This window comes from Ensifer sp. GW821-FHT05G01 (assembly GCF_059419585.1).
Genome location: NZ_JBWKSC010000017.1, coordinates 108173 through 129352, shown reverse-complemented (window position 1 = coordinate 129352; position 21180 = coordinate 108173). Strand labels below are relative to the sequence as shown.

The window sequence follows — 21180 nt, the reverse complement described above, 5'->3', positions numbered from 1 at the left end:
GTAAGGCGGGCCAGTATCCCGCGAACAAGCGCCTCTATGACAAGCGCCCATTTGCGCGGCTCTTCGGGATCATCAGGATCCCGACGGGCAACAACATGACCGATGCCGCGCAACATCGCGGTCGCCTCACTGCCCGACGGCACGCAGCGGCTTGCCGCTGCGTTGGGAGACGCCGACACCGGGCGCCATGCCGACCTGTGCATTGGAGGCAGCAAGCAGCGGCTTGCCGCGCACCATGTCCGAGCCACGCTCGGCGAGCATGATCGTCGGCGCATTGAGGTTGGCGTTGGGCTCTGCCGGGAAGACGGAGCTGTCGATGACCCGCAGGCCGCCAATGCCACGCACCCGTAGTTCGCTGTCGACGACGGCCATCTCGTCCTCACCCATGCGGCAGGAGCCACAGGGGTGGTAGGTGCTTTCCATGGTCTCGCGCACCCAGGCGTCGATCTCGTCATTCGTGCGAACATTCGTCCCGGGGGCGATTTCTTCGCCGCGGAAGCGGTCAAAGGCCGGCTGGGCGATGATCTCCCGCGTCAGTCGCAAGCAGCGGCGGAAACCTTCCCGGTCCTCCTCGCGGTCAAGATAGTTGAAGAGGATATCCGGCTGCTCGTGCGCCTCCGGCGAGCGCAGCCGCACATGACCGCGGCTCTTCGGCTTGTTCGGTCCGGTCAGCACCATGAACCCGTGACCGTCGAGCGGTTTCTTGCCGTCGTAGCGCATGGCGGCGGGCAGGAAATGGAACTGTATATCCGGCCATTGCAGCGACGCATCGGAACGGATGAAGCCGCCGCTCTCGAAATGGTTGGAGACCGACAGACCTTTCTTGAACAGCAGCCACTCGGCGCCGATCAGGGCGCGGCTGAGGAGACCCATCTTGCCGTTGAGCGTGATCGGCTCCTTGCAGGCATATTGGATATAGACCTCCGAATGGTCCTGCAGATTCTCGCCGACGCCCGGCAGATCATGCAGCACCTCGACGCCCGCCTTTTGCAGCACCGCAGCCGGGCCGATGCCGGAGCGTTGCAGCAGGTGCGGCGAGCCGATCGGGCCGGAGGATATCAGCACCTCCCGGCTCGCCTTCGCCACGACGCGCTGCCCGCCGAGTTCGTACTCGACGCCGATGGCGCGTTTGCCTTCCAGCAGCACGCGCCGTGTCATGGCATGGGTTACGACGGTGAGGTTCGGCCGGCTCATCGCCGGCTTCAGATAGGCATTGGCCGTCGACCAGCGCACGCCGTCCTTGACCGTCATGTGCATGGGGCCGAAGCCTTCCTGCATATGGCCGTTCGGATCCTGCGTCGTGATGTAGCCCGCCTCGTGGCCGGCATCGACGAAGGCCTTGTAGAGCGGGTTCTTCATCCTGTTGCCGGCGTTCGTTGCGAGCGGGCCGGAAGCGCCGCGATAGGCGTCGCCCCCGTCCTGCCAGCTTTCAGCGCGCTGGAAATAGGGCAGGCAATTGGAATAGCGCCAGCCGCGTGCGCCCAACTCCTCCCACTCGTCGAAATCGCGGGCATGACCGCGCATGTAGACGAGCCCGTTGATCGAGGAGGAACCGCCGATGACTTTCCCGCGCGGGCAATGGACCCGGCGACCGTCGAGACCGGGCTCCGGCAGCGTCATGTATTTCCAGTTGTACTTCGTGCCGTTCATCGGAATGGACAGCGCCGTCGGCATCTGGATGAAGATCGACTTGTCGCTGCCGCCATATTCGAGAACCAGAACCTTCGTGGCCGGATCTTCCGAAAGACGATTGGCGAGCACGCAGCCGGCCGATCCGGCGCCGATGATGATGAAGTCGTAGGTCTCGTTCATGGCTGATATCCCGATGTTACGGATAGAGGCCCCAGCCGCGCCCGCGGGCGAAAAGCCGGGTCAGGACATAGTGCACCGCGCCGGCCGCAAGGCAGGAAGGCACGGAGGCGGTGAGGTATTTGAAGACAGGCAGGCTTTCGAGCGTCTGTGGATTGAACACGAGCACGTAGACGCCGAAACCGACGGCAAGTGCAAAGAGGCCGATTGGATTGAAGCCGCCCCAGAAGCGATAGGGACCCGTCTCCTGCGGTCCATGCAGGCTGCGCATATCGAGCTTCTGGCCGCGCAGGAAGAAGTAGTCGGCGATGCCGATGCCGGCGAGCGCAGAGTTGAGGGCCGAGGTCCAGACGAGGAAAATGAAGAAGCCGTCATACATCTGCGGATAAAAGACGACGAGGCCGAGCGGGATGATACAGAACAGGAAGAGGATCATGCCCCACGAGATCGCGCGGATAGACGCGGTTCCCACCTGCCGAAGGCCGACAATGGACGTGTAGAGGATGTTCGCCATCGAGGTCATGTTGGCGAAGGCGACGAAAAGCAAAGCGATGATGCCGATGATCGGGCCTGCGATCTTGGTCATCCAGATCGTTGGATCACTGTCTCCCAGCGCAACGGCTGCGAGAAGACCAACGATTTCGCCGAGCGCTGCGGCACCGAAGATACCGAGGATGTTCGGCCAAAACGCCGTGCGCTCGTTCTTCGTCAAGCGGGCGAGATTGCCGATATAGGGCCACCACGAGAATCCGGCGGCAAGGTTCACCTCGACGGCGATCATGAAGTTGAGCGTGTTGTCTTCGAAGGGTGGCGAGAGCGCCGGCATCGCCAGCAGTTCGGCGAAGGAACGATGCTGAAGGATGAGGTAGAGCATCACGATCATCAGGATCACCAGCGCCGGCGAGACGACCATGTTGAAAAACTTGATCGAGGTCGGCCCCCTGGCGACGATGAACCAGGTGACGAGGATGGCGCCGACGGCGGCGATGATCATCTTGATGCCGGTGGGATTGGCGGCCTCGCCGGAGCTCAGCGCCGTCAACCCGTCGATCGAGCGGCCGAACATCATGGCCAGCACCGCGAGCCAGCCCATGGTGAGCACCACGACAGCCAGCACATAGACGACGCGGCTGCCGTTATAACCGAACTGGCTGCGCAGTGCGACGAACTGCTCGATGCCGTAGCGGCCGGAAAGCGGCGTGGTGGCCAGCGCCGTCAGCATGACACCGACGATGTTGCCGATGATGATGGCGGCAATGCCCTCCTTCGGTCCGACGAAAAGACCGACGGAGCCACCGATCAGGAAGGCCCAGGTGGCAATAGCGAGTGCCGAATTGGCGTAGGTGAACTCCCAGAAGCCCCAGAGCCGTTCCGACGGTAGCAGCGGTGCGTCGCCGCGTTCGGCGGCGGCACGGTTGGCGGAGGCTTCCTCCCTTAGTATTTCTGCGGCGGCAAGCCCACCGGTGGCAACGTGATCGGTCATGTCATGCCCCCCAGAACCAGAAGCCGAGGACCAGCACGAGCGTCAGCACGGTCATGCCGGCATAGTCGAGTTTGCTCATCGTGCCTTCGAAGCGGCGCCCCGCCTCGATGTCTTCATAGATGCGGGCGCGGCGTCCCAGTTCGTTCTGCCAGGCGACATCGTTTTCCATGTTTTGTTCCCCTGTCGCGTCGCGCCTTTGGCGTCTTTCCGCGAACACATGCGGCTCCATCAGCCGCCGGTCTCGTGACCGGGCCGCCCATGGGCGGCGACCCGAAATGTTTTCGCAAGCCGCCCCGGCGCTTACGGCAGCGTGATCCACACCGCCTTTGTCTCCATCAGGTAGTCGAGCTGTTCGGGGCCCAGGTCCTTGCCGAAGCCCGAGGCCTTGAAGCCGCCGAAGGGCATGGACGGGTCGATCGTGCTGTGCGCGTTGACGTAGACGGAGCCCGCATGCAGGCGCGGGATGAGCGTGTGCACGCGCGCGAGATCGTTCGAGTAGATCGCGGCGGCAAGGCCGAAGGGCGTGTCGTTCGCCAACGAAACCGCCTCATCCAGCGTCTCGAAGGGGCTCGTGACCAGCACCGGCCCGAAGATTTCCTCGCGCACGATGCTCATCTCCGGCCTGCAATGGGCAAAGATTGCCGGTTCGACGAAATGGCCCGGCCGGTCCGGACTGCCCCCGCCATGGATCAGCTCGGCGCCTTCACGACGGCCGGCTTCGATATAGTCGGACACGACCTTCTTCTGCTGTGCAGAGACCATGGGACCGATGTAGCAATCGCGGTCGAGACCCGGCGCGAGCTTCAGCGTGCGGGTGACGGCGACCAGTTCATCGAGGAACGCGTCGTGCACAGACCGCTGGACATAGACGCGGGTGCCCGCATCGCAGACCTGGCCCGAGTTGAAGAATACGCCGTTCGCCACCGCGAGCGCAGCACTCTGCAGGTCGGCATCGTCGAGCACGAGCACCGGCGATTTGCCACCGAGTTCCAGCGTAACGTGCTTGAGATTGCCGACAGCCGTGCGGCCAACTTCCTGCCCGACCGGGGTCGAGCCGGTGAACGTGACCTTGTCGATGCCCGGATGGGTCGACATGGCCGCGCCGATGACACTGCCCTTGCCCGTGACGATGTTGACCACGCCATCGGGAATGCCCGCCTCCTGCACCAGTTCGGCAAAGCGCAGGGTGGAGAGCGAGGTCAGTTCCGCCGGTTTGACGATGACTGTGCAGCCGACCGCAAGGGCAGCCGCGAGTTTCCACGCCATGGTCTGCAGCGGAAAGTTCCACGGTACGATGGCGGCGACGACGCCAAGGGGCTGCTTGCGGGTATAGGCGAGATAATTGCCGGGAATGGAAGGCTCGACGGTGCGGCCATGCAGCTTTGTCGGCCAGCCGGCAAAGTAGCGGAACGTATCGACCGTGCCCTGGATATCGATTTCCCGGGCAAAGGTCACGGATTTACCCATGTCGATGGCTTCGATCTCCGCCAGTTCGTCGGCATGAGTCTCGATGAGGTCGGCAAGGCGGTGCAGCAAGCGTTCGCGCTCGAGCGGCTTCAGGAGGCGCCAGGCGCCGCCGTCGAACTGTGCACGGGCGGCGCGGACGGCCCGGTCGAGATCATCGGTGGTGCCGGAAGGAGCACGGGTGATCATGCCGCCGGTGGACGGTTCGAAAATGTCGAAGGTCTCGCCATTGCCGCTGTCGACCCAGGCGCCGCCGATAAACATCTTCTGGGGTTTGGCCAGAAACCGCCGCGTCGCATCGCAGACGCCATAATGATCCAGATAGTTGCGGACGCTTTCGTCCATGTCTTTTCCTCCTCGTCGGCCGCCTTGGGCGTGCCGGCCCTCCCCGGGTCTTCGATCAGCGTTTTTCGGCTCTTGTCTGGATGACGCGGCCGATGAGGTTCATCAGAACCTGCGCGGCCAGAATGGAGGTGCCACCGGTGTGGTCGTAGTCGGGGGCGACCTCCACCAGGTCGATACCGACGATGGTCCCGCGCTTGGCGAGCGCCGCCAGGATCTCCAGCACCTCGTAGTAGATGAAGCCGCCATGGGACGGGGTTCCCGTGCCCGGCGCGATCGAGGGATCGAAGCCGTCGATGTCGATGGTGACGTAATAGCGGGCGCCGGCCGGCACGCGCTCGACCACCGCATCCGTGCCCAGCGCCCGGATCTGGCGCACTGACAGAATGTCGGAGCCCATCTTGCGGGCGTCCTCGTAGCCTTCCCTGGCGGTGGAGGAGACATTGCGGATGCCGAGCTGCGACAGGCCGCTGACATAGGGCTTTTCCGCCGCTCGCCGCATCGGGTTGCCGTGGCCGTAGCGCACGCCATGACGCTCGTCGACGAAATCGAGATGGGCGTCGATCTGCACGATATGGATCGGACCGTTCTTTTCGCAGTCGTCGGAGAAGGCGTTGACGCAGGGGATGTTGATGGAATGGTCGCCGCCCAGCACCACCGGCAACGCGCCGGCCTCCAAGATCTTGCGCACGCCGAACTCGATGTTGGCATGGCTCTTCATCGTATCGGTGTGGACGATGTCGGCATCGCCGATATCGACGATGGAGACCTCGCCGCTCGGAAGATAGGTGACGTCGTCCTCGTGGTCATAGGCGCCGCCATGACCGAAGGAGAAGAGGGTGGAGGCCTCGCGGATCGAGCGTGGCCCGAAGCGGGTGCCGGCGCGCCACTGGGTGCCGCAGTCGAAGGGGGCGCCGAGGATCGCCACGTCGGCGTCGATCGCGTCCCAGTCCGGTTGGTAGGGATATTTGCCGAAGGTGCAGATGCCGACAAACGGCAGGTTCAGACGTCCGGTTTCATAGGAATTGCTGGTCATGTCCCCTCCTCCAAAGGTGGGAGGGAGTGTGCCAAAGGCGGAAACATTTAAAAGTATCTATGATTACATGTTCACTTGTGCATTTATCAATGCATGATCAACAAGGTTCGGCACCGCGTCCTCAATCTCTCGCTTGGCGATGCCGAGCTCAGACTTTTGCGCGTCTTTGCCTCCGTCGTTCAGCACGGCGGCTTTTCCGCCGCGCAATCGGCACTTGGCATGACGCAGGCGACCATCTCCACCCATATGCGCCATCTGGAGGAACGGCTGGGCCTGCGCCTCTGCAGTCGTGGGCGCAGCGGCTTCGAACTCACCGACGAAGGACGGCTCGTCTATGATGCCACGCTCGAACTGTTCGGCTCGCTGGAAAAGTTTCAAAGCCGCATCGGCGAGGCGCAAGGGGAGCTGACAGGCAGCCTGAGCTTCGGCACCGTCGATGCGATGATCACAAATCGCGACCTAGACCTCCAGGGCGCGCTTGCCGCCTTCCACGCCAAGGCGCCGCGCGTGCATCTGGAAATCGACGTTGCCGCGCCACAGGTGCTGAACCAGGGCCTGTTGAACGGCTCCTATCAGATCGTCCTGATGCCGTCGGTCGGCAACGTCACTGCGCATTTCCGCAGCCAGACGGTCTTTTCCGAAGTGCAGAAACTCTACTGTGCCGTGGGCCATCCGCTCTTTGCTCGGCCGGACGCGGAGCTGACCGACGGCGAACTCGAATCCCAATCCTTCGCCGGCCGTACCTACATGCTCAACGAAACGATCTGCGGCGTGAACTTCAACTGGGCAGCCGCGACGCCGCACATGGAGGGCACGCTGCTGCTCCTCCTGTCCGGCGCCTATATCGGCTTCCTGCCCGATCACTATGCTGACGAATGGGTTCGCACCGGCCGCCTGCGGGTGCTCGCTCCCGAGCGCCTGACCTTCGAGGATATTTTCCACATCGCCTATCCGCGCAACAAGCCTTCGCGTGCTGCCGAAACGCTGGCGCAGACCATCACGGAAAGCAGGCGCAAGCCGCGCTGATGTCCGGAGCCCCGTGTTTCCGGATCCTGGAGCGTCGCACCCTTCTTTGAGCAAGCGCTGACAAAGCGGCTTGACACCGGGCGAAACCGTCCATAGTAAGTTGTAGGCCTAACCCTACAAGTGGATTTCATGCCTCATTTGCCTCACCATTCACCCGCAGCCCTACCGCTGATCGACCTGCCCGGCCCGGATGTGATCGTCCGTCGCCTGCACCACCCCGGTCGCTGGATCAGCGGCGGCATCGTCCTTCTGCTGCTCGCCATCATCGTCCGAGCCTTCGCCGTCGGACAAATCCAGTGGACGGTGGTCGGACAATTCCTGACTGCCGGCGTGATCGTCACCGGCTTCGGCTGGACGCTGCTGATTTCGGCCTGTGCGCTGGCGCTCGGTGTCGCCCTTGGCTTCGCCTTCGGTATCATGCGGCTTTCGGAAAACCCGATCCTGCGCTTTGCCGCGTGGCTCTATGTCTGGATCTTCCGCGGCACGCCGGTGCTGCTGCAGCTGCTCATCTGGTTCAACATCGCGCTGGTCTTTCCGCGCCTCTATATTCCGGGCCTCGTCGACGAGCGCATGGTCGACGTTGTCACGCCGTTCGTGGCTGCCGTTCTCGGGCTCGGCGTCAATGAAGGCTCCTATCTCACCGAGGTCGTGCGCGGTGGCATCGGTTCCGTTGACCGCGGTCAGAAGGAAGCGGCCCACACGCTTGGCATGACGCCGGGCCAGACCATGCGACGCATCATCCTGCCTCAGACGGTGCGCCTGATCCTGCCGGTTCTCGGCAACAGCGCCATCGGCATGCTGAAATTCTCCTCGCTGGCCGCCACGATCGCCATGGGCGAAATGCTGAACGCCGCACAGCGCATCTACTTCATCAACGGTGCCGTGATCGAGCTCCTGTTCGTCTGCGCCGTCTGGTACCTGGCCGGAACCACCGTCCTTTCCATCGGCCAATATTATCTCGAACGTCACTTCGGCCGCGATGCCGCCACTGCAACCAGCGATCGCCGCGGGTTCTGGGCCTGGGCGCGGCGGCCGGCCGCAAGGGGGGAAGCATGAGCCTCGCAGTCAAGGCGGTCGGTATCCGCAAGAGTTTTGGTAGCCACGAGGTCCTGAAGGGCCTGGATCTGGAAGTCGCCTATGGCGAGGTGCTCTGCATTCTCGGTCCATCCGGCAGCGGCAAGAGCACGTTCCTGCGCTGCATCAACCATCTGGAAACGCCCAATGGCGGCTATGTCTGGGTCGATGGTTCGATCATGGGCTATGAGCTTAACCGCGGCGCGCTTCAGGAATTGCCGGTCAAGCGCTTGCGCGCCCAGCAGAGCCAGCTCGGCATGGTGTTCCAGCATTTCAATTTGTTCGCCCATCGGACGGTGCTCGGAAACGTCATCGAGGGACCGATGGTTGTGCGCGGTCTCAGCCGTGACGAGGCTGAAGCCCGTGCCATGGGCCTGCTCGAGCAGGTCGGCATGGCAGCGAAGGCGTCCGCTTACCCTTCGCAACTTTCCGGCGGCCAGAAGCAGCGCGTCGCGATTGCCAGAGCCCTGGCGATGGAACCGCGCGTCATGCTGTTCGACGAGCCGACCAGCGCCCTCGACCCGGAACTCGTCGGCGAGGTGCTGGAAGTGATGCGCAATCTGGCACGCGGCGGCACGACCATGATCGTAGTGACGCACGAGATCGGCTTTGCCCGCGAGGTCGCCGACCGCGTCGTGGTGATGATTGACGGCGAGATCCGCGAAATGGGTGCGCCCCAGCAGGTCCTGAGCGACCCCGGCGACCCGCGCGTGCGCAGTTTCCTCAGTCGTGTGCTGGCCTGATCAACAAAGTTCAAAAAAGGGAGAACGGAAATGAAACAACTGCTGCCGATGGTCCTGGGGCTCGCCTCTGCCACATTCATCAGTCTTGCATCTGGCGTGGCCGCCCATGCCGCCGACGAAAAGCTCGCGGCAGCCCTGCCCGAAGCGGTTCGCTCGGCTGGCAAGCTGAACTTCACCATCAGCCTCGCCTATCCGCCGATGGAGTACAGCGACGCCGGCTCGACCGATCTGAAGGGCTTCGACATCGATCTTGCCAAGGCGATCGCCGAGCGCCTTGGCCTGACGGCAGAATTCCAGAACGTCGAGTTCCCGCAGCTCATCCCGCAGGTCGTCACCGGCCGCTCGGATATGATCATCACCGCCTTTTCCGACAAGGTCGAGCGCCAGACCCAGCTCGACTTCATCGATTATTTCAAGACCGGCAACGTCTTCTACTCCAGCGTTGACCATCAGGGCGAGATCAAGACCGAGGCCGACCTCTGCGGCAAGACCGTCGCGGTGGCGACAGGCACGAGCTGGGTCACGTGGGCGGAGGAGCTTGGAAAGTCGATCTGCCCGGCCGACAAGCTGATCACCGTCATCCAGATCCCGACCCAGGCCGAACACATCATGCAGATCCGCCAGGGCCGTGCCCAAGCCTCGGTGATCGGCCTCGAGGGACTTCTCGACCTGATCAAGCAGGAGCCGGGCAAGTTCTACCAGATCGGCGACGTCGGAGAAATCAACCACTACGGCATCGCCTTCGCCAAGGCGAATGGCGAGTTGCGCGACGCGGTGCATGCAACGCTCAATGTGCTGAAGGCCGATGGCACTTATGCACAGATCCTCGACCGCCACGGCTTGAAAGAGGCTGGCGTCGAGGAGTTCAAGATAAACGGAGCCACGAAGTAACCACTTGCCGGAGCCTGCCTTGACCCATCCTTCCACGCCAGACGCCAACGCAACCACCGAAAGCCCGGATGACCGGCTGTCGCGCTTTCGCCTCGATTCCTTTTCGAGCGAGCAGCTCTACCGGCAGCTCTACCGGGCCTTGCGTGCCGCCATTCTGAGCGGCGACTTTTCCGAGGGGGAAGCCATCCCCTCGGAGAACCAGCTGCGCGACCAGTTCGGCATTGCCAGGACCACGGTCCGCAATGCAATGGCGCTGCTGGTGTCGGAAGGATTGGTTCAGCAGGTGCGCGGTCGCGGCACCATCGTCTCGCACCGGCCGATCAGCCACAACATCTGGAACTTCGGAAGCTTCACCGAGCTGGCCAGGCGTCAGGGCCAGCGCCCGGTGACACGGGTTCTGGAGCACCGGGTGGAAAACGGCGAACTCCTCCTGGTGCGTGCCCGAGGTCTGGCGAACGGCGAGACGATCAGTTGGCTGAACGTCGACACGTCGCAGCTCGACCTTGCCCTCTACCCCGGCATCGATGCCTACGATTTCGGCGCGCAATCCCTCTATGAGGTGCTGCGCCGCGATTACGATCGCCATCCCCTTCGCTCGGAACTGCTGCTCACCGTCGTGCCGCCGTCCGATCGTCTTCAGGAGGTCTTTGCCCCGGCGCCTTCCGTGCCGGGCTATCTTTGCGCCAGCGGGGACGTGCTCGATGCCGACGACCAATTGGTTGAACGCACGTCGATCGTCTACTCGCCGGCCGTCCAGATGAAATTCGCAACGCGCTGGGGGCGCGATACCGCGCCCGCATGACAGCGGCGCGACCCAGGAGAACTGATATGAGCCGTTTTGGCGAGACTTTCACAACCCCGAAACCCATCCTCGGCATGCTGCACCTGAGCGGCGACGGACCTGCCGCAAAATGCGCTCAGGCCGAAGAGGAGGCCCGCATCATGGCCGGCGAAGGTGTCGACGGGTTGGTGGTCGAAAACTACTTTGGCGATGCCGACGATGTCGAGCGCGTGCTCGAACGGCTTTGCACCCTCGATCTCGGCGCACGGATCGGCGTCAACGTGCTGCGCGACGATGCGCGCGCCTTTGCGCTTGCCAGACGCTTCCCCGTCTCCTTCATTCAGGTGGATTCCGTCGCCGGCCATCTGCCGCCGGAAAGCGATGCCTCGTTTGCGGCCGACCTTGCGGGACGGCGGACCGGTGTGCCGGCGTTGCTGCTCGGTGGCGTTCGGTTCAAGTATCAACCGGTTCTCTCCGGGCGATCCGAGGAAGACGACGTACGCCTGGGCGCAGCACGCTGTGACGGCCTTGTGGTAACGTCGGATGCCACCGGCCAGCCGACGGACATGGACAAGGTCGCGCGCTTCCGCGCCGCAACCGGCGGAACCGTGCCGCTGCTCATCGGCGCTGGCCTGACCGAAGCGAACGCGGTCGAGCAGCTCGCGCATGCTGACGGCGCCGTTGTCGGAAGCTGGTTCAAGCACGATCACAAGGATACCGGCAGGGTCGAGGCCGGCCATGTCGCGCGGCTGATGCGCGTTGTGCGCACCGCACGGAGCGCAACATGAGCACCGACACCGTTTGGGCAAGCCCGGTGACAGCCGAGAACTTTGCCCGCTACGGCAAGGTCTATGACCTCATGGACGATCAGGACCGGCAGGTGATCTGGACGACAGGTGACGGATGGCGTGATGGGTTCACCCGTGTCCCGCTGGTAGAAGGTTCGCCCCGCCTCGGCCTCACGCGCGCGCCAGGAGCGCCCTGGTCCTGCACGGCTATGGAGCGACATCTGCTGACCGAAGAGGCGATCTTCTGCGCCGGCGAAGCGATCGTTCTCGCGGTGGCACCGGCATCGGCAGCCAATGCCCCTGTTTCCGCTGACATCGAGGCATTCGTCATCACGCCGGGCAAGGCGGTGGTGATGCATCGGGGCGTCTGGCACGATGCCTGCCGGGGTGCACACGGCCCGACACCCTATTACTGGATGGCGGTCTGCGGCCTGGGCGAGAGCCCATGGGTGCCGGTCGAGCGCGGATCGCGCCGGGTGCAGGTGATGCAAGGGGAGGTCGCATGACTGCCTTCTTCATCGGCGATGTCGCTCTCGACGAATACTACACGGCCGACCGCTGGCCCGGCCGGGCTGACAAGGGCATGGTTCGGGAACTGCCGGCAGAAATCGGCGGTTCCATTGCCAATGCTGCCGTCGTGCACGCGGCACTCGGGGGTGACACCCAGTTCATTTCCCTGCTCAACGACAGCCCGCTGTCGCGTCGCCTGATCGCCGACCTCGGGGAGAATGGCGTCGCCACCGATCATATGCTGATCGATCGGGCCGTTGCAGAATCGCGTAATCTCATCTTCCTCATCGATGGTGAACACGTGGTTTTGACAGTGGAGATGGGAGAACAGCCGATGTGGCTCTCGCCGGCAACGCTGGTGTCCCTGCGCCAGCCGGGCTTCCTCTACACCACCCTTTACCGCGTGCGCCGGCTCCATGCCGAGATCGACGGGGGCGTCCTCAAGCAGGCCGATCTGGTTGCCGATCTCAGGCGCCACGACCGCCGCGCAATCTTCGATCTCGATGTCGGCGGCTGCACGCCCGAAGACCTGCCCTATCTCAAGGGCGCTGCCGTCGTCATCTTCAACCAGGTCGGCTTCCGCGCCGCCTTCGGCCATGACGACCTCTCGCGCATCGCTAGGTGGATAAAGGATCACGAGATCGGATGGGTAGTGCGCACTCTGGCCGCTGAAGGTGCGGAGGCACACGACGGCGAGACGCGCCTGCAGGCAGCCGGCTACCCGGTCGAGGTCGTCGACGTGACCGGCGCTGGGGATACGTTCGGCGGAGCATTGACCTGGTGTCTAGCCCAGGGCCAGCCCTTCGCCGAAGCGTTGGATTTTTCCATCGCCGCCGCCTCCCGCTCAGTCACGATCCATGGTCCGCGCGGCGGCAAGGCCGGCGCGGAAGCAATCCGCGCGTGGCGTGAAGAAAAGCGCACGCTCTAGCAGATCGGGACCGTCACACCGAGCGTCTTTGCAACCATGCGGCCAAGGGGAGCGCGCACGCTCGATGAAAAGCTCGATCAGCTTCAGCATCTTTGGCGATGTGCGTCATCCGACGAGGTTTCTGCTGCACCATTTCCCGCACTGAGGCCCGGCCCACCGCCTCGGGATGCCATTCTCTGCAATCTGCAGATCCCGACAGACTTGGGCGCGCGTTCTACAAGGTGGCCGCATAACCCGTGCGGCGCAGCGCCACCAGGCCGTACGATGTCGATTTTCCATATTGGGAAACTTCCACCGGCCCTCGGTTGGTCTGCTATGGATAGCTGAAATGAAATTGGATTTGGACGATGTCATCTAGAGATGAGCAGAACAAAAATGCAGGCAGAGGATCAGGAACGTTCCAGGCGAGGGTAGTCCCTTCCGGCAATGCGACAGGTGTCGAGGTCCCCGACGCAGTGATGAAAATTCTCGGTCCCGAAGGTCGTCCGCCGGTGACTGTGACGATCAATGGCTTTAGTTGGCGCACGCGGGTGGCGGCCATGCGGGGACAGCGGCTGATAGGGATCAGCGCTGCCCATCGCGCCGCAGCAAGGATCAGCGAAGGCGATATCGTCGAGATCGATATCGAGCTCGACGAGGCACCAAGGGAAGTCGCAGAACCCACCGAGCTCGCCGAGGCGCTCGATAACTCTCCGCAAGCCCGAATGGCTTTTGATCGCCTGCCTTTTGGGCTTCGGCAAAAGCACGTCAACGCCATCAACGAGGCCAAGACCGCAGAAGTCCGGGAACGCCGCATTCTCAAACTGGTCGACAATCTGAAATAAGCGCGTGCGATGATCGCATGGTCAATCGCGGCCATCCTGACTGTGATCGGTGCGAGGCGCACCGACCTCTCCCCCATCGAGCCCGCTCCGCCGTTGGCTTCGAACGAGCCTGGTCCGGACGCAAGCGCGCTAGATCGGAAGCAACCGGTTCGCCCGTTCGAGGAATGCGATTTGCTCCCGGAACTGCAGCCTGAGTTTCTTCAGCGTGTGCAGACGAAACCGATCCGGCGCTGGCCGCGCCTGCTCCTCGACAATGCGCGCCTCGACGATCGCCTTGCGGTTGCGGAGAGATTTCAGAAACTGATCCATTGCAAAAGCCCTTGTTTGACCTCGCGACACTGGACGAGATCATTCGATAGCTCCAATTCATTGTTGAAATCACGGCGATAGTGATTATCAATGACGCATGTCTTATCGACCGACCCTGCGCCAGCTCGAATACATTGCGGCCCTCGACGAGCTGCGGCACTTTGGCAAAGCCGCCAAGCGCTGCCACGTTTCCCAGCCCACCCTGTCGGTCCAGATTGGGCTCGTTGAAAAATCCCTCGGGGTAACGCTGTTCGAACGCACCTCGACAAGCGTGGTTACGACCCCGGCGGGCCAGGACGTCGCGCGAAGCGCTCGCATGGCGCTCGCGACGGTCGATGATCTTGTCGAAGGTGCATTGAAGGACACTCAAAGTCTTGGCGGCCTGGTTCGAATGGCCACGGCGCCAACGTTTGGTCCCTACTTTCTTCCAGGGTTCCTGCCAGGGATTCATCGGAAGTTCCCAGCCCTGAAGATCTATATCCGGGAGGATCGGCCGGCATGGATCGAAGCGGCGGTCGCCGAAGGTACGGTCGATTGCGGCCTGGGGCCGGCCCCGGAACGTTCGGGCCTGAGGTTCCGGCGCATAGGAGACGAGAAGATCTTTCTCGGCGTGCCTGCCGAGCACCGGCTGGCATCACAGACGACCGTCAAGACAAGAGCGCTGCGGGGAGAGACGCTTCTGGCGCTTGGAAGTGGTCACCGGCTGCTTGAGAATGTGCGCCATCTTGCGGCGGCTGCCGATGCCCGCGTCATCGATGATTACGAAGGTACAAGTCTCGATTCCATCCGGCAGATGGTCTCCATCGGCATGGGCTGCTCGCTGTTTCCGGAGCTTTATGCGCGTGCCGAGTTTCGCAAGGACGACGATGTCAGGCTGATTGAGATCGAGGACTGGGCGGCCCGTCGCGAGGTTGGCTTTTACTGGCGCGAGAACAGCGGGCGACAGCGCCACTATGAGATCCTCGCGCGCGAAGCGGATGCAGTCGCCCGCGAGAAGGGCATTGCCTGATTGGTGCGCGACCCGCGCCTAGCGTGTCCATCAGGCCTCCCTGCTGCAGTGTCTTAGGAGGCAAGAATACTGGCTATCGAGATGTAAAGTGGCACTCCAACCAGCAGATTGAGCGGGAACGTAACGCCGAGTGCCATGGTCAGGTAGATCTCGGGCCTCGCATCTGGCGCTGCCATGCGCATCGCGGCGGGTGCCGCGATATAGGAGGCGCTGGCCGCAAGGGTCATCAACAATGCCGCGTTGCCATGCGACAGACCAAAAGCCAATGCCGACAGGAACGCGAGAGCAGCAGACAGCGCCGGCATCCAGGCTGCAAACAACATGAGCGGCCAACTGAGGGAGCGCCGACCGGTGCGCAGTCCCTGCCCTGCCACAGCCCCCAGGTCGAGGAGGAAGAGGCAAAGAACACCCCTGAATGGATCCACCAGGAACCCGGAGACGTCCGAGAGGCCATTCTTGCCTGTCACCGCGCCAATGGCAAAGGCGCCGACGAGGACAACGATCGTCACATTGAAGAAGACTTCTCGTATGACGGACTGTTTGGCCAATTGACCGTCTGAGCGGGTTTCCGATCCGGCCTTTCGCAAGAGATAGACGGCACTGATGATGGCGGGCGCTTCCATGGCGGCAGCCACCGCAGCCATCGTGGCGCTGAATTCGAGGCCCAATCGGATCAAGGCATCGGTCGCCGCCGTGAAGGTGACGATCGAAATCGACCCGTAGTGCGCGGCGATCGCCGCCCGCTCGGTTGCCGGCAGGGGCGAAACGTATCCGAGAAAGCGAAAAGCGGCAAACGGCGTCGCCCCCGACAGAACCACTCCGACGAACAGGCACAGAAGCACCTCGCTCGACAGTACACCCATGCTGACCGCGGCCCCTCCTTTGAAACCGATCGCCAGCATCAGGTAGATCGCGATCATCTTTGAAACGCCGCTTGGCAAAGCGATCGACGCGCCCAGAAGCGAGGCACCGAAACCAAGACAAAAGAACAGTACGGGTGCCGAGAGAAGGTTCTGCTCGACGATGGATAGATACAGATTCATGTGATGCCGTCAGATTGGGGTTCTCAAAAAAAGAAGCGGCACGAGCCCAGTCGTGCCGCTCCAAACCTGCGAAGGTACGGCTCCTTGCAGTCGTTTACTTCCGTGGGACGCGTTCGTTTCCGCCCCTTCGGTCGGAGCAATTGCCACGCCGTCAGGCATAGGGCAAATTCATAGTCGCTATAACCGCAATAGATTGCGGCTATTGATGAAGGCTTGACGATGGCGACGTTCGTCCCGGCTGCATGAGTGCCAGTCGTTCGACGCGCGCCTTGAACGCGGCCAAAGACAGATTGCGGCAATCCTCGATTTCAGTAGGCACGGTGCATTCGATCGGCCCGCGGCTGCCTAAAGCTGAGCGAAGCGGTCCACGAAAGCTGGGGCGTATCAGACAGTCGGTTGTCTGTGATCTTCTTCATCGACCAGCCCTGGACATGGAAGGCCCGCCGGACACAGGCAATCGTATTACGCCCGCCAGAGGGGCCAACGTGCCATGCTTAAACACAGCGACGGCTAGCTTCCGCTACCGCTGAGCGATCTTTTTACACTGCTCAGCCGACTTGAAGTGCAATTGCTGATGTCACTGCGCACCTCATCGATTAGAGCCTGACGTAGCCGCCAAGCCGAACGCTTCGATGGGGCGACCTCCTCGATAGATCGTCTGCTGCGAGATGAAGGCAATTCGAAAGTGTAACGGTCACGCGCAACACCACCAAGCTCGACCCAGAATTGGTCGTAATCCGCCATCCATCTTCTTCCGCTCCGGACGTCGAAACTGACGTGACCGACGTTAGAAACCGCCATGATGCTCTTGGCAGCGAAAGATACTTTCAGTTGGTATAGTGCATGGATCAACAGGTCTTTCGGTCTCAGTCCGAAAAGATCGCGCGTCACTTGGATTGTAAACGGTTTGCCGTACTTCTTGGGGCAGCCCTGCAGTCCTCCCACCCATAGGAAGACTGGGCCTGCCTCCACAATCGTTCCGATAGTGAAGCTGAGCGTGGCAACGGTGATTCCGCCGTCCACCGTAAGCAATCGACAACTCAACTCACCTTCTTTGGCAAGCCACCTGGAACTCCGCTCCAGCCTGAGCTCATATCGAGTACCGGTTCGCCCGACGAGTGTCGAAAGGATGAGCCCACCGTCCGTCAGCAACGCTCGGACATCTTCGGGTCCGAGCGTGTCGAGGAGGACGTCGTAGTGAGAGGCAAGCAGTCGAGAACGTTGCGCAGGTCGGAGCCGGTTTAGCAAAAATCTGCGTGCAGGCTTGGCCGCCAAATCGAACGGTATAGTCTCGACGAGAGATTGCTCGGTGATCACATGGAGCTTTTCAAGCCAGCGTAGCGTACTCACTGGCGATCGGAGAATGCCCAACCACAGACGACGCTTCTCTCTGGGAGTGGATGGGCCTAAACGGCCAAAGCATGACCATCCCAACGACACTGTGGTGCGCGGATGGATCGGACCAAGGAAACGCGTCGTCTCTGAGGTCTTCCCCAATGCACTGTTCTGGCCTCGCTCACGGTTGAGCACATGATGATCCTTACAAGAACGGATGCGCTGAGGTTGTAGGCAGAACGGTCAAGGACGTGTCGGCATAGCGTGGAGAATTGACAAAGGATTGAGGGCGTTAAGCTGCACACAGAGGCATTCGGAGCCTCATGCGGCCCGCCGGTAGAGCATGCCATTTTGATCGGGATCATTTCCTGGGGTTGCCGAGCAATTGTCGCGTTCCTGCCGCTTCCGAAACCGCTCCCCCCCCCGAAATTTGCAGGCAAGCCGTTTTTTAAGAAAGGCCGACCGCTCTGCAGCCGCCACGGATGGGCATGGAAACCATCCTTGCGCCTGCAACTGATCATGATTGCCGACTTCGACGACGTGCCCTCCTACATGCCGATGATGCGGTTGCAGGCGCGCACGGTCGCCAGCCGGTGACTGCGGGGCGACGACAGGCTCGATCGCCGATGCCTTCAACATCTGCATGCCGACGACGAATTCGACCAGGATCTGCTGGCTCTACATTCACCGCATCACTGATGCAGATCGTCCCAAGCGCGACCGCAGAGCGGATCATCGACCAGCGTTGGCCGGCCGGCGCGCAAAGCGTCATAGTCATGAGCGGACCTTGCGACGGCCGTCCGCTCGCTGCGCAGCGTCACAATCTGTGGCCCTTCATGGCGCCATCTGCACTTCCTTCGAGGATCGGTTCTGGGCGTCCCGCAGCTGCCGTTCCACAAATTCGTTCCAGGTTATTACCCCGTTGACAGCAGGGAAAACCACTTCTACGGTATAGCTGTATACAGGTATAGCTGTCTATGCCTGACTAAGGAGGGGAAACATCATGCTTCGGTCTTATCTCGCGGCAGCGCTCGCCTGCGCCGCCGGCCTTGCCCTTACGTCCCATGCTCAGGCTGGTCCGGTTTTCGATGAGGTGGTCTCGAGCGGCAAGCTCGTCTGCCTGGTCAGCCCCAGTGCGCCGGGCTTTTCCGTGCCTGACAGCTCCGGTGTCTTCCAAGGCTTCAATGCCGACTTTTGCCGCATGGCGGCCGCTGCCATCCTTGGTGATGCGAGCAAGGCGGATATTCGCGGCATCGGATTTTCCGACTCGCTGAAGAGCCTGGTCTCCCGGCAAGCGCACATTGCCTCTCGCTCGGTCACAGAAACTGGGACACGCTCGGCCGATCCTGGCCTCGCTTTCGTCGCGACCACATTCTATGACGGCCAAGGCTTCATGGTACCGAAGGCGCTGGGCGTGAAATCCGCCACGGAATTGAAGGGTGCGACGATCTGCGCCGAGGACGGCTCGACGACGCTGCTCAACATCGCCGACTGGTTCGCCGCCCATGGCTTCGAGTACAAGGTCGAGAACATTGCTGACAAGACGGCGCGCCTGCAGGCCTTCTTCGCCGGCAAGTGCGACGCCTACGCCTCCGACATGACGGCACTCGCCGCCGACCGCCGCCTTGCCAAGAATCCCGACGACTACGAGCTCCTGCCCGAAATCATCTCCGCCGAGCCGCTGACGCTGGTGGCCCAGCCGGACGAAACACTGGAAAAGGCCATGCGCTGGGCTTTCCAGATCATGTTGAATGCCGACGAGCTCGGCATCAATTCGACCAATGTCGATGCCGCCATCGCCGATCTCGACAAGCAGCCGAAGGCGGTGCAGCGTCTCTTCGCCAAGGATGGCGCGACCGCGGACATGGCCGCCAAGATGAAACTGCCGGCCGACTGGGCCTACCAGGTTATCAAGCAGGTCGGCTCCTACGGAGAAGTGTTCGACCGCCATCTCGGCCCGGAGACGCCCTTCAAGCTGAAGCGCGAAGGCAGCCAGAACGCATCGGCCAGCAAAGGTGGCTTGATGTACGCCTATCCGATACGGTGAAGCGAGCGGCAAGAACGAGGAACGGCGGCGTGGCGGATATCGACGATCCCATATTCATCCGCGCCATCGTCGACTGCCCCGGCGGCGGACGCCTCGTGACCCTCGGCGCGCCGGGCGTCACGATCGATCATCGCGGCGAGATCTGGATCGATCCAGACGGCATCGACGAGACACTCCAGGCGCTCGTCGCCTGCGGGACCGCTCTTTTCCTCTTCCTGGCGCGCGACAGCGACTGCCCGCCCGGCTTCCGCCTCCAGCTACGTGAACGCGTGAAGCAGACGGGCATGGCCTTTGCCGCCCTGCCGATCGACGATTTTTCCGCGCCCGGCGCGGCGTGGATGCGGGCCTGGCAACGGCTGGAAGGACAGGTTTCGGCGCTGCTTGCGCAGGACAGGGCCGTTGCGCTCTGCTGCAGCTACGGCGCAGGGCGCAGCGGCATGGTCGCCGCTCATATTCTCAATGGACAGGGCCTTTCGGTCGAAGAGGCCCTGTCGACGGTGCGCCAGGGCTTTCCGGAATCGGTCGAAAGCCCGCCTCAGGAAAACTGGCTGCATATCCGGAATAACAATTGCGCGCTGGCGCACCAAAGCAATGGAGAGGGGAAAGCGTGAGCTTGCCGCAAACATCGAGATCCGGTCCACCCCGTTCGGAGGAAATGCTGCAGGAGCTGCGCTTCCGCATCTGCATGACCCATCCCGACACGCCGATGATGCTGCACGAGGGCAAGCTGGCGCAGGAATTCGGCGTCAGCCGCACGCCGATCCGCCAGGTTCTGCAGCGGCTCTCCTTCGAGCATCTCCTGGAAACCCGCTCGGGCGTCGGCACGATGGTTAGCGCGCTTGATTCGGCCAAACGCGACCTGCATTTCTCCATGCTGTCGGACATGCTTCGGCTTTGCACGCGCTGCTGCGCCCCGGCCTTTGCGATGCCTTCCCGCATCCAGCTCGCCACGATCGGCGAACTTGCCGCCAATCCCGGTGATGCTCCCCTCGAGAGCTACTTCACCATCCGTGCCCTATTCCTCGATCTCGTCTCCGGCCTGGTGCACGATCCGATCGCCGCCGAAGCACACGCCGCCTTGCATTGGCGGGTAATCCGCTGGCGCATCCAGGTTGCGCATGCGGATATCCAAGCCGCCTTTTCGGCGTTGCGCACGACCGTCGCAGCGGTTGCGACCGCGCAGACGCCGGCCGCCCTTTTCGCCGAGCTCGCAGCGGAAACCGCATGACCGAAACAGCGTTCCTTCGCCCTCTCCGGCTGCCATCCGGCACTGCCGGCACGCTCTGGCTCGGCCCGATGCCCGGCCGGCTGCGCCCTTTTGACGACGACCTCGCCGATCTGCACGCGCAAAAAATCACCCGTATCGTCAGCCTCACTCCGCTCGCAGAAATCGAGGAGAAGGCGCCCGGCTATGCCGCCGCTCTCGCCGGGGAGATCGACATCCCCGTCGCCCGCTTCCCGATCACCGATTTCGGCGTCCCCACGGACGAGGCCGGGCTCTTCGCCATCGCCGGCGACACGGCGCGGGCGCTTGCCGCCGGCGGCCGGGTCTTCGTGCATTGCGCGGCCGGCATCGGCCGCACCGGCACCTTCGCCATCTGCATCCTTCGCGCACTCGGCCTCGATACCGCGGAGGCCACCGCACTTGTCGCCAGCTGCGGCTCCGGGCCGGAGACCGAAGCGCAGAAGGCACTGGTTACCCGTTTCGCCCTACCTGCCGAAACCAACTCCTGAGCGC

Annotated in this window: 22 protein-coding genes and 1 pseudogene; 14 read left to right on the top strand and 9 right to left on the bottom strand. The window is 62.6% G+C overall.

From position 1 onward, the window contains the following. Nucleotides 1–126: 126 nt before the first annotated feature. The 5 genes from betA to speB form a co-directional block, all read right to left on the bottom strand. Entirely contained in the window at nucleotides 127–1812 is a 1686-nt protein-coding gene (betA, locus tag AC07UR_RS31400) for a choline dehydrogenase (RefSeq protein ID WP_209792582.1), read from the bottom strand. 16 nt (nucleotides 1813–1828) lie between these two features. Next, nucleotides 1829–3292 carry a cytosine permease gene (locus AC07UR_RS31395; RefSeq protein WP_209792585.1) on the bottom strand — a complete coding sequence of 488 codons (1464 nt, stop codon included), beginning with the start codon at nucleotides 3290–3292 and terminating at the stop codon, nucleotides 1829–1831. A gap of 1 nt (nucleotide 3293) precedes the next feature. Beyond that, nucleotides 3294–3461, bottom strand: coding sequence for a hypothetical protein (locus AC07UR_RS31390; protein WP_209792587.1), 168 nt, complete (start codon nucleotides 3459–3461; stop codon nucleotides 3294–3296). A gap of 131 nt (nucleotides 3462–3592) precedes the next feature. Further along, the gene (locus tag AC07UR_RS31385) at nucleotides 3593–5101 is read right to left on the bottom strand and encodes an aldehyde dehydrogenase family protein (protein ID WP_209792589.1); all 1509 of its coding nucleotides are present in this window, start codon (nucleotides 5099–5101) and stop codon (nucleotides 3593–3595) included. 55 nt (nucleotides 5102–5156) lie between these two features. Continuing rightward, nucleotides 5157–6134 (bottom strand): agmatinase, encoded by a 978-nt coding sequence (gene speB, locus AC07UR_RS31380; protein WP_209792591.1) that lies wholly within the window; start codon nucleotides 6132–6134, stop codon nucleotides 5157–5159. Between the two features lie 93 nt (nucleotides 6135–6227). Between speB and AC07UR_RS31375 the strand changes: the two genes are divergently transcribed. The 9 genes from AC07UR_RS31375 (at nucleotide 6228) to AC07UR_RS31335 (ending at nucleotide 13699) form a co-directional block, all read left to right on the top strand. Continuing rightward, nucleotides 6228–7160 carry a LysR family transcriptional regulator gene (locus AC07UR_RS31375; RefSeq protein ID WP_209792593.1) on the top strand — a complete coding sequence of 311 codons (933 nt, stop codon included), beginning with the start codon at nucleotides 6228–6230 and terminating at the stop codon, nucleotides 7158–7160. A 129-nt stretch (nucleotides 7161–7289) separates the two neighbouring features. Then, nucleotides 7290–8216, top strand: a complete 927-nt coding sequence (locus tag AC07UR_RS31370) for an amino acid ABC transporter permease (RefSeq protein ID WP_209792595.1) — start codon at nucleotides 7290–7292, stop codon at nucleotides 8214–8216. Beyond that, nucleotides 8213–8977 (top strand): amino acid ABC transporter ATP-binding protein, encoded by a 765-nt coding sequence (locus AC07UR_RS31365; RefSeq protein ID WP_209792597.1) that lies wholly within the window; start codon nucleotides 8213–8215, stop codon nucleotides 8975–8977. Before AC07UR_RS31370 ends, AC07UR_RS31365 begins: the two co-directional genes overlap by 4 nt. 30 nt (nucleotides 8978–9007) lie before the next feature. Then, nucleotides 9008–9868: an ABC transporter substrate-binding protein gene (locus AC07UR_RS31360; RefSeq protein WP_173422369.1), complete on the top strand. Its 861-nt coding sequence runs from the start codon at nucleotides 9008–9010 to the stop codon at nucleotides 9866–9868. A gap of 19 nt (nucleotides 9869–9887) precedes the next feature. Beyond that, complete coding sequence (locus AC07UR_RS31355; protein WP_209792599.1) at nucleotides 9888–10670, top strand: GntR family transcriptional regulator; 783 nt, start codon at nucleotides 9888–9890, stop codon at nucleotides 10668–10670. Nucleotides 10671–10696: 26 nt separating this feature from the next. Further along, entirely contained in the window at nucleotides 10697–11437 is a 741-nt protein-coding gene (locus tag AC07UR_RS31350) for a BtpA/SgcQ family protein (RefSeq protein WP_209792602.1), read from the top strand. Further along, entirely contained in the window at nucleotides 11434–11943 is a 510-nt protein-coding gene (locus AC07UR_RS31345) for an ureidoglycolate lyase (protein ID WP_209792604.1), read from the top strand. The genes AC07UR_RS31350 and AC07UR_RS31345 overlap by 4 nt, the downstream gene beginning before the upstream one ends. Beyond that, entirely contained in the window at nucleotides 11940–12875 is a 936-nt protein-coding gene (locus AC07UR_RS31340) for a carbohydrate kinase family protein (RefSeq protein ID WP_209792607.1), read from the top strand. The genes AC07UR_RS31345 and AC07UR_RS31340 overlap by 4 nt, the downstream gene beginning before the upstream one ends. 347 nt (nucleotides 12876–13222) lie before the next feature. Beyond that, a complete protein-coding gene (locus tag AC07UR_RS31335) occupies nucleotides 13223–13699 on the top strand; it encodes a YdeI/OmpD-associated family protein (RefSeq protein ID WP_209792609.1) in 477 nt (158 codons plus the stop codon). 129 nt (nucleotides 13700–13828) lie between these two features. Here AC07UR_RS31335 and AC07UR_RS31330 read toward each other — a convergent pair whose 3' ends face one another. Further along, nucleotides 13829–14008, bottom strand: coding sequence for a DUF465 domain-containing protein (locus AC07UR_RS31330; RefSeq protein ID WP_209792611.1), 180 nt, complete (start codon nucleotides 14006–14008; stop codon nucleotides 13829–13831). A gap of 97 nt (nucleotides 14009–14105) precedes the next feature. Here AC07UR_RS31330 and AC07UR_RS31325 point away from each other — a divergent pair, with 97 nt between their 5' ends. Next, nucleotides 14106–15017, top strand: coding sequence for a hydrogen peroxide-inducible genes activator (locus tag AC07UR_RS31325; RefSeq protein WP_173422376.1), 912 nt, complete (start codon nucleotides 14106–14108; stop codon nucleotides 15015–15017). 53 nt (nucleotides 15018–15070) lie between these two features. Here the strand turns inward: AC07UR_RS31325 and AC07UR_RS31320 are convergent, their stop codons facing one another. The 3 genes and pseudogenes from AC07UR_RS31320 to AC07UR_RS31310 form a co-directional block, all read right to left on the bottom strand. Beyond that, on the bottom strand, nucleotides 15071–16060 hold the full coding sequence (locus AC07UR_RS31320) for a sodium-dependent bicarbonate transport family permease (RefSeq protein WP_209792613.1): 990 nt from the start codon (nucleotides 16058–16060) through the stop codon (nucleotides 15071–15073). Between the two features lie 510 nt (nucleotides 16061–16570). After that, nucleotides 16571–17500 (bottom strand): DUF535 family protein, encoded by a 930-nt coding sequence (locus AC07UR_RS31315; protein ID WP_494700357.1) that lies wholly within the window; start codon nucleotides 17498–17500, stop codon nucleotides 16571–16573. Between the two features lie 587 nt (nucleotides 17501–18087). Continuing rightward, a pseudogene (locus tag AC07UR_RS31310) lies at nucleotides 18088–18292 on the bottom strand (type II toxin-antitoxin system prevent-host-death family antitoxin). A 106-nt stretch (nucleotides 18293–18398) separates the two neighbouring features. Between AC07UR_RS31310 and AC07UR_RS31305 the strand changes: the two are divergent. From AC07UR_RS31305 to AC07UR_RS31290, 4 genes are read left to right on the top strand one after another with little or no spacing between them, the layout of a single operon-like run. Next, on the top strand, nucleotides 18399–19442 hold the full coding sequence (locus tag AC07UR_RS31305; protein ID WP_209792628.1) for a transporter substrate-binding domain-containing protein: 1044 nt from the start codon (nucleotides 18399–18401) through the stop codon (nucleotides 19440–19442). 29 nt (nucleotides 19443–19471) lie between these two features. Next, on the top strand, nucleotides 19472–20053 hold the full coding sequence (locus AC07UR_RS31300) for a protein-tyrosine phosphatase family protein (protein ID WP_209792629.1): 582 nt from the start codon (nucleotides 19472–19474) through the stop codon (nucleotides 20051–20053). Further along, a complete protein-coding gene (locus tag AC07UR_RS31295; RefSeq protein ID WP_209792630.1) occupies nucleotides 20050–20670 on the top strand; it encodes a GntR family transcriptional regulator in 621 nt (206 codons plus the stop codon). Before AC07UR_RS31300 ends, AC07UR_RS31295 begins: the two co-directional genes overlap by 4 nt. Further along, complete coding sequence (locus AC07UR_RS31290; RefSeq protein ID WP_209792632.1) at nucleotides 20667–21176, top strand: protein-tyrosine phosphatase family protein; 510 nt, start codon at nucleotides 20667–20669, stop codon at nucleotides 21174–21176. Before AC07UR_RS31295 ends, AC07UR_RS31290 begins: the two co-directional genes overlap by 4 nt. The last annotated feature ends 4 nt before the right edge of the window (nucleotides 21177–21180 follow it).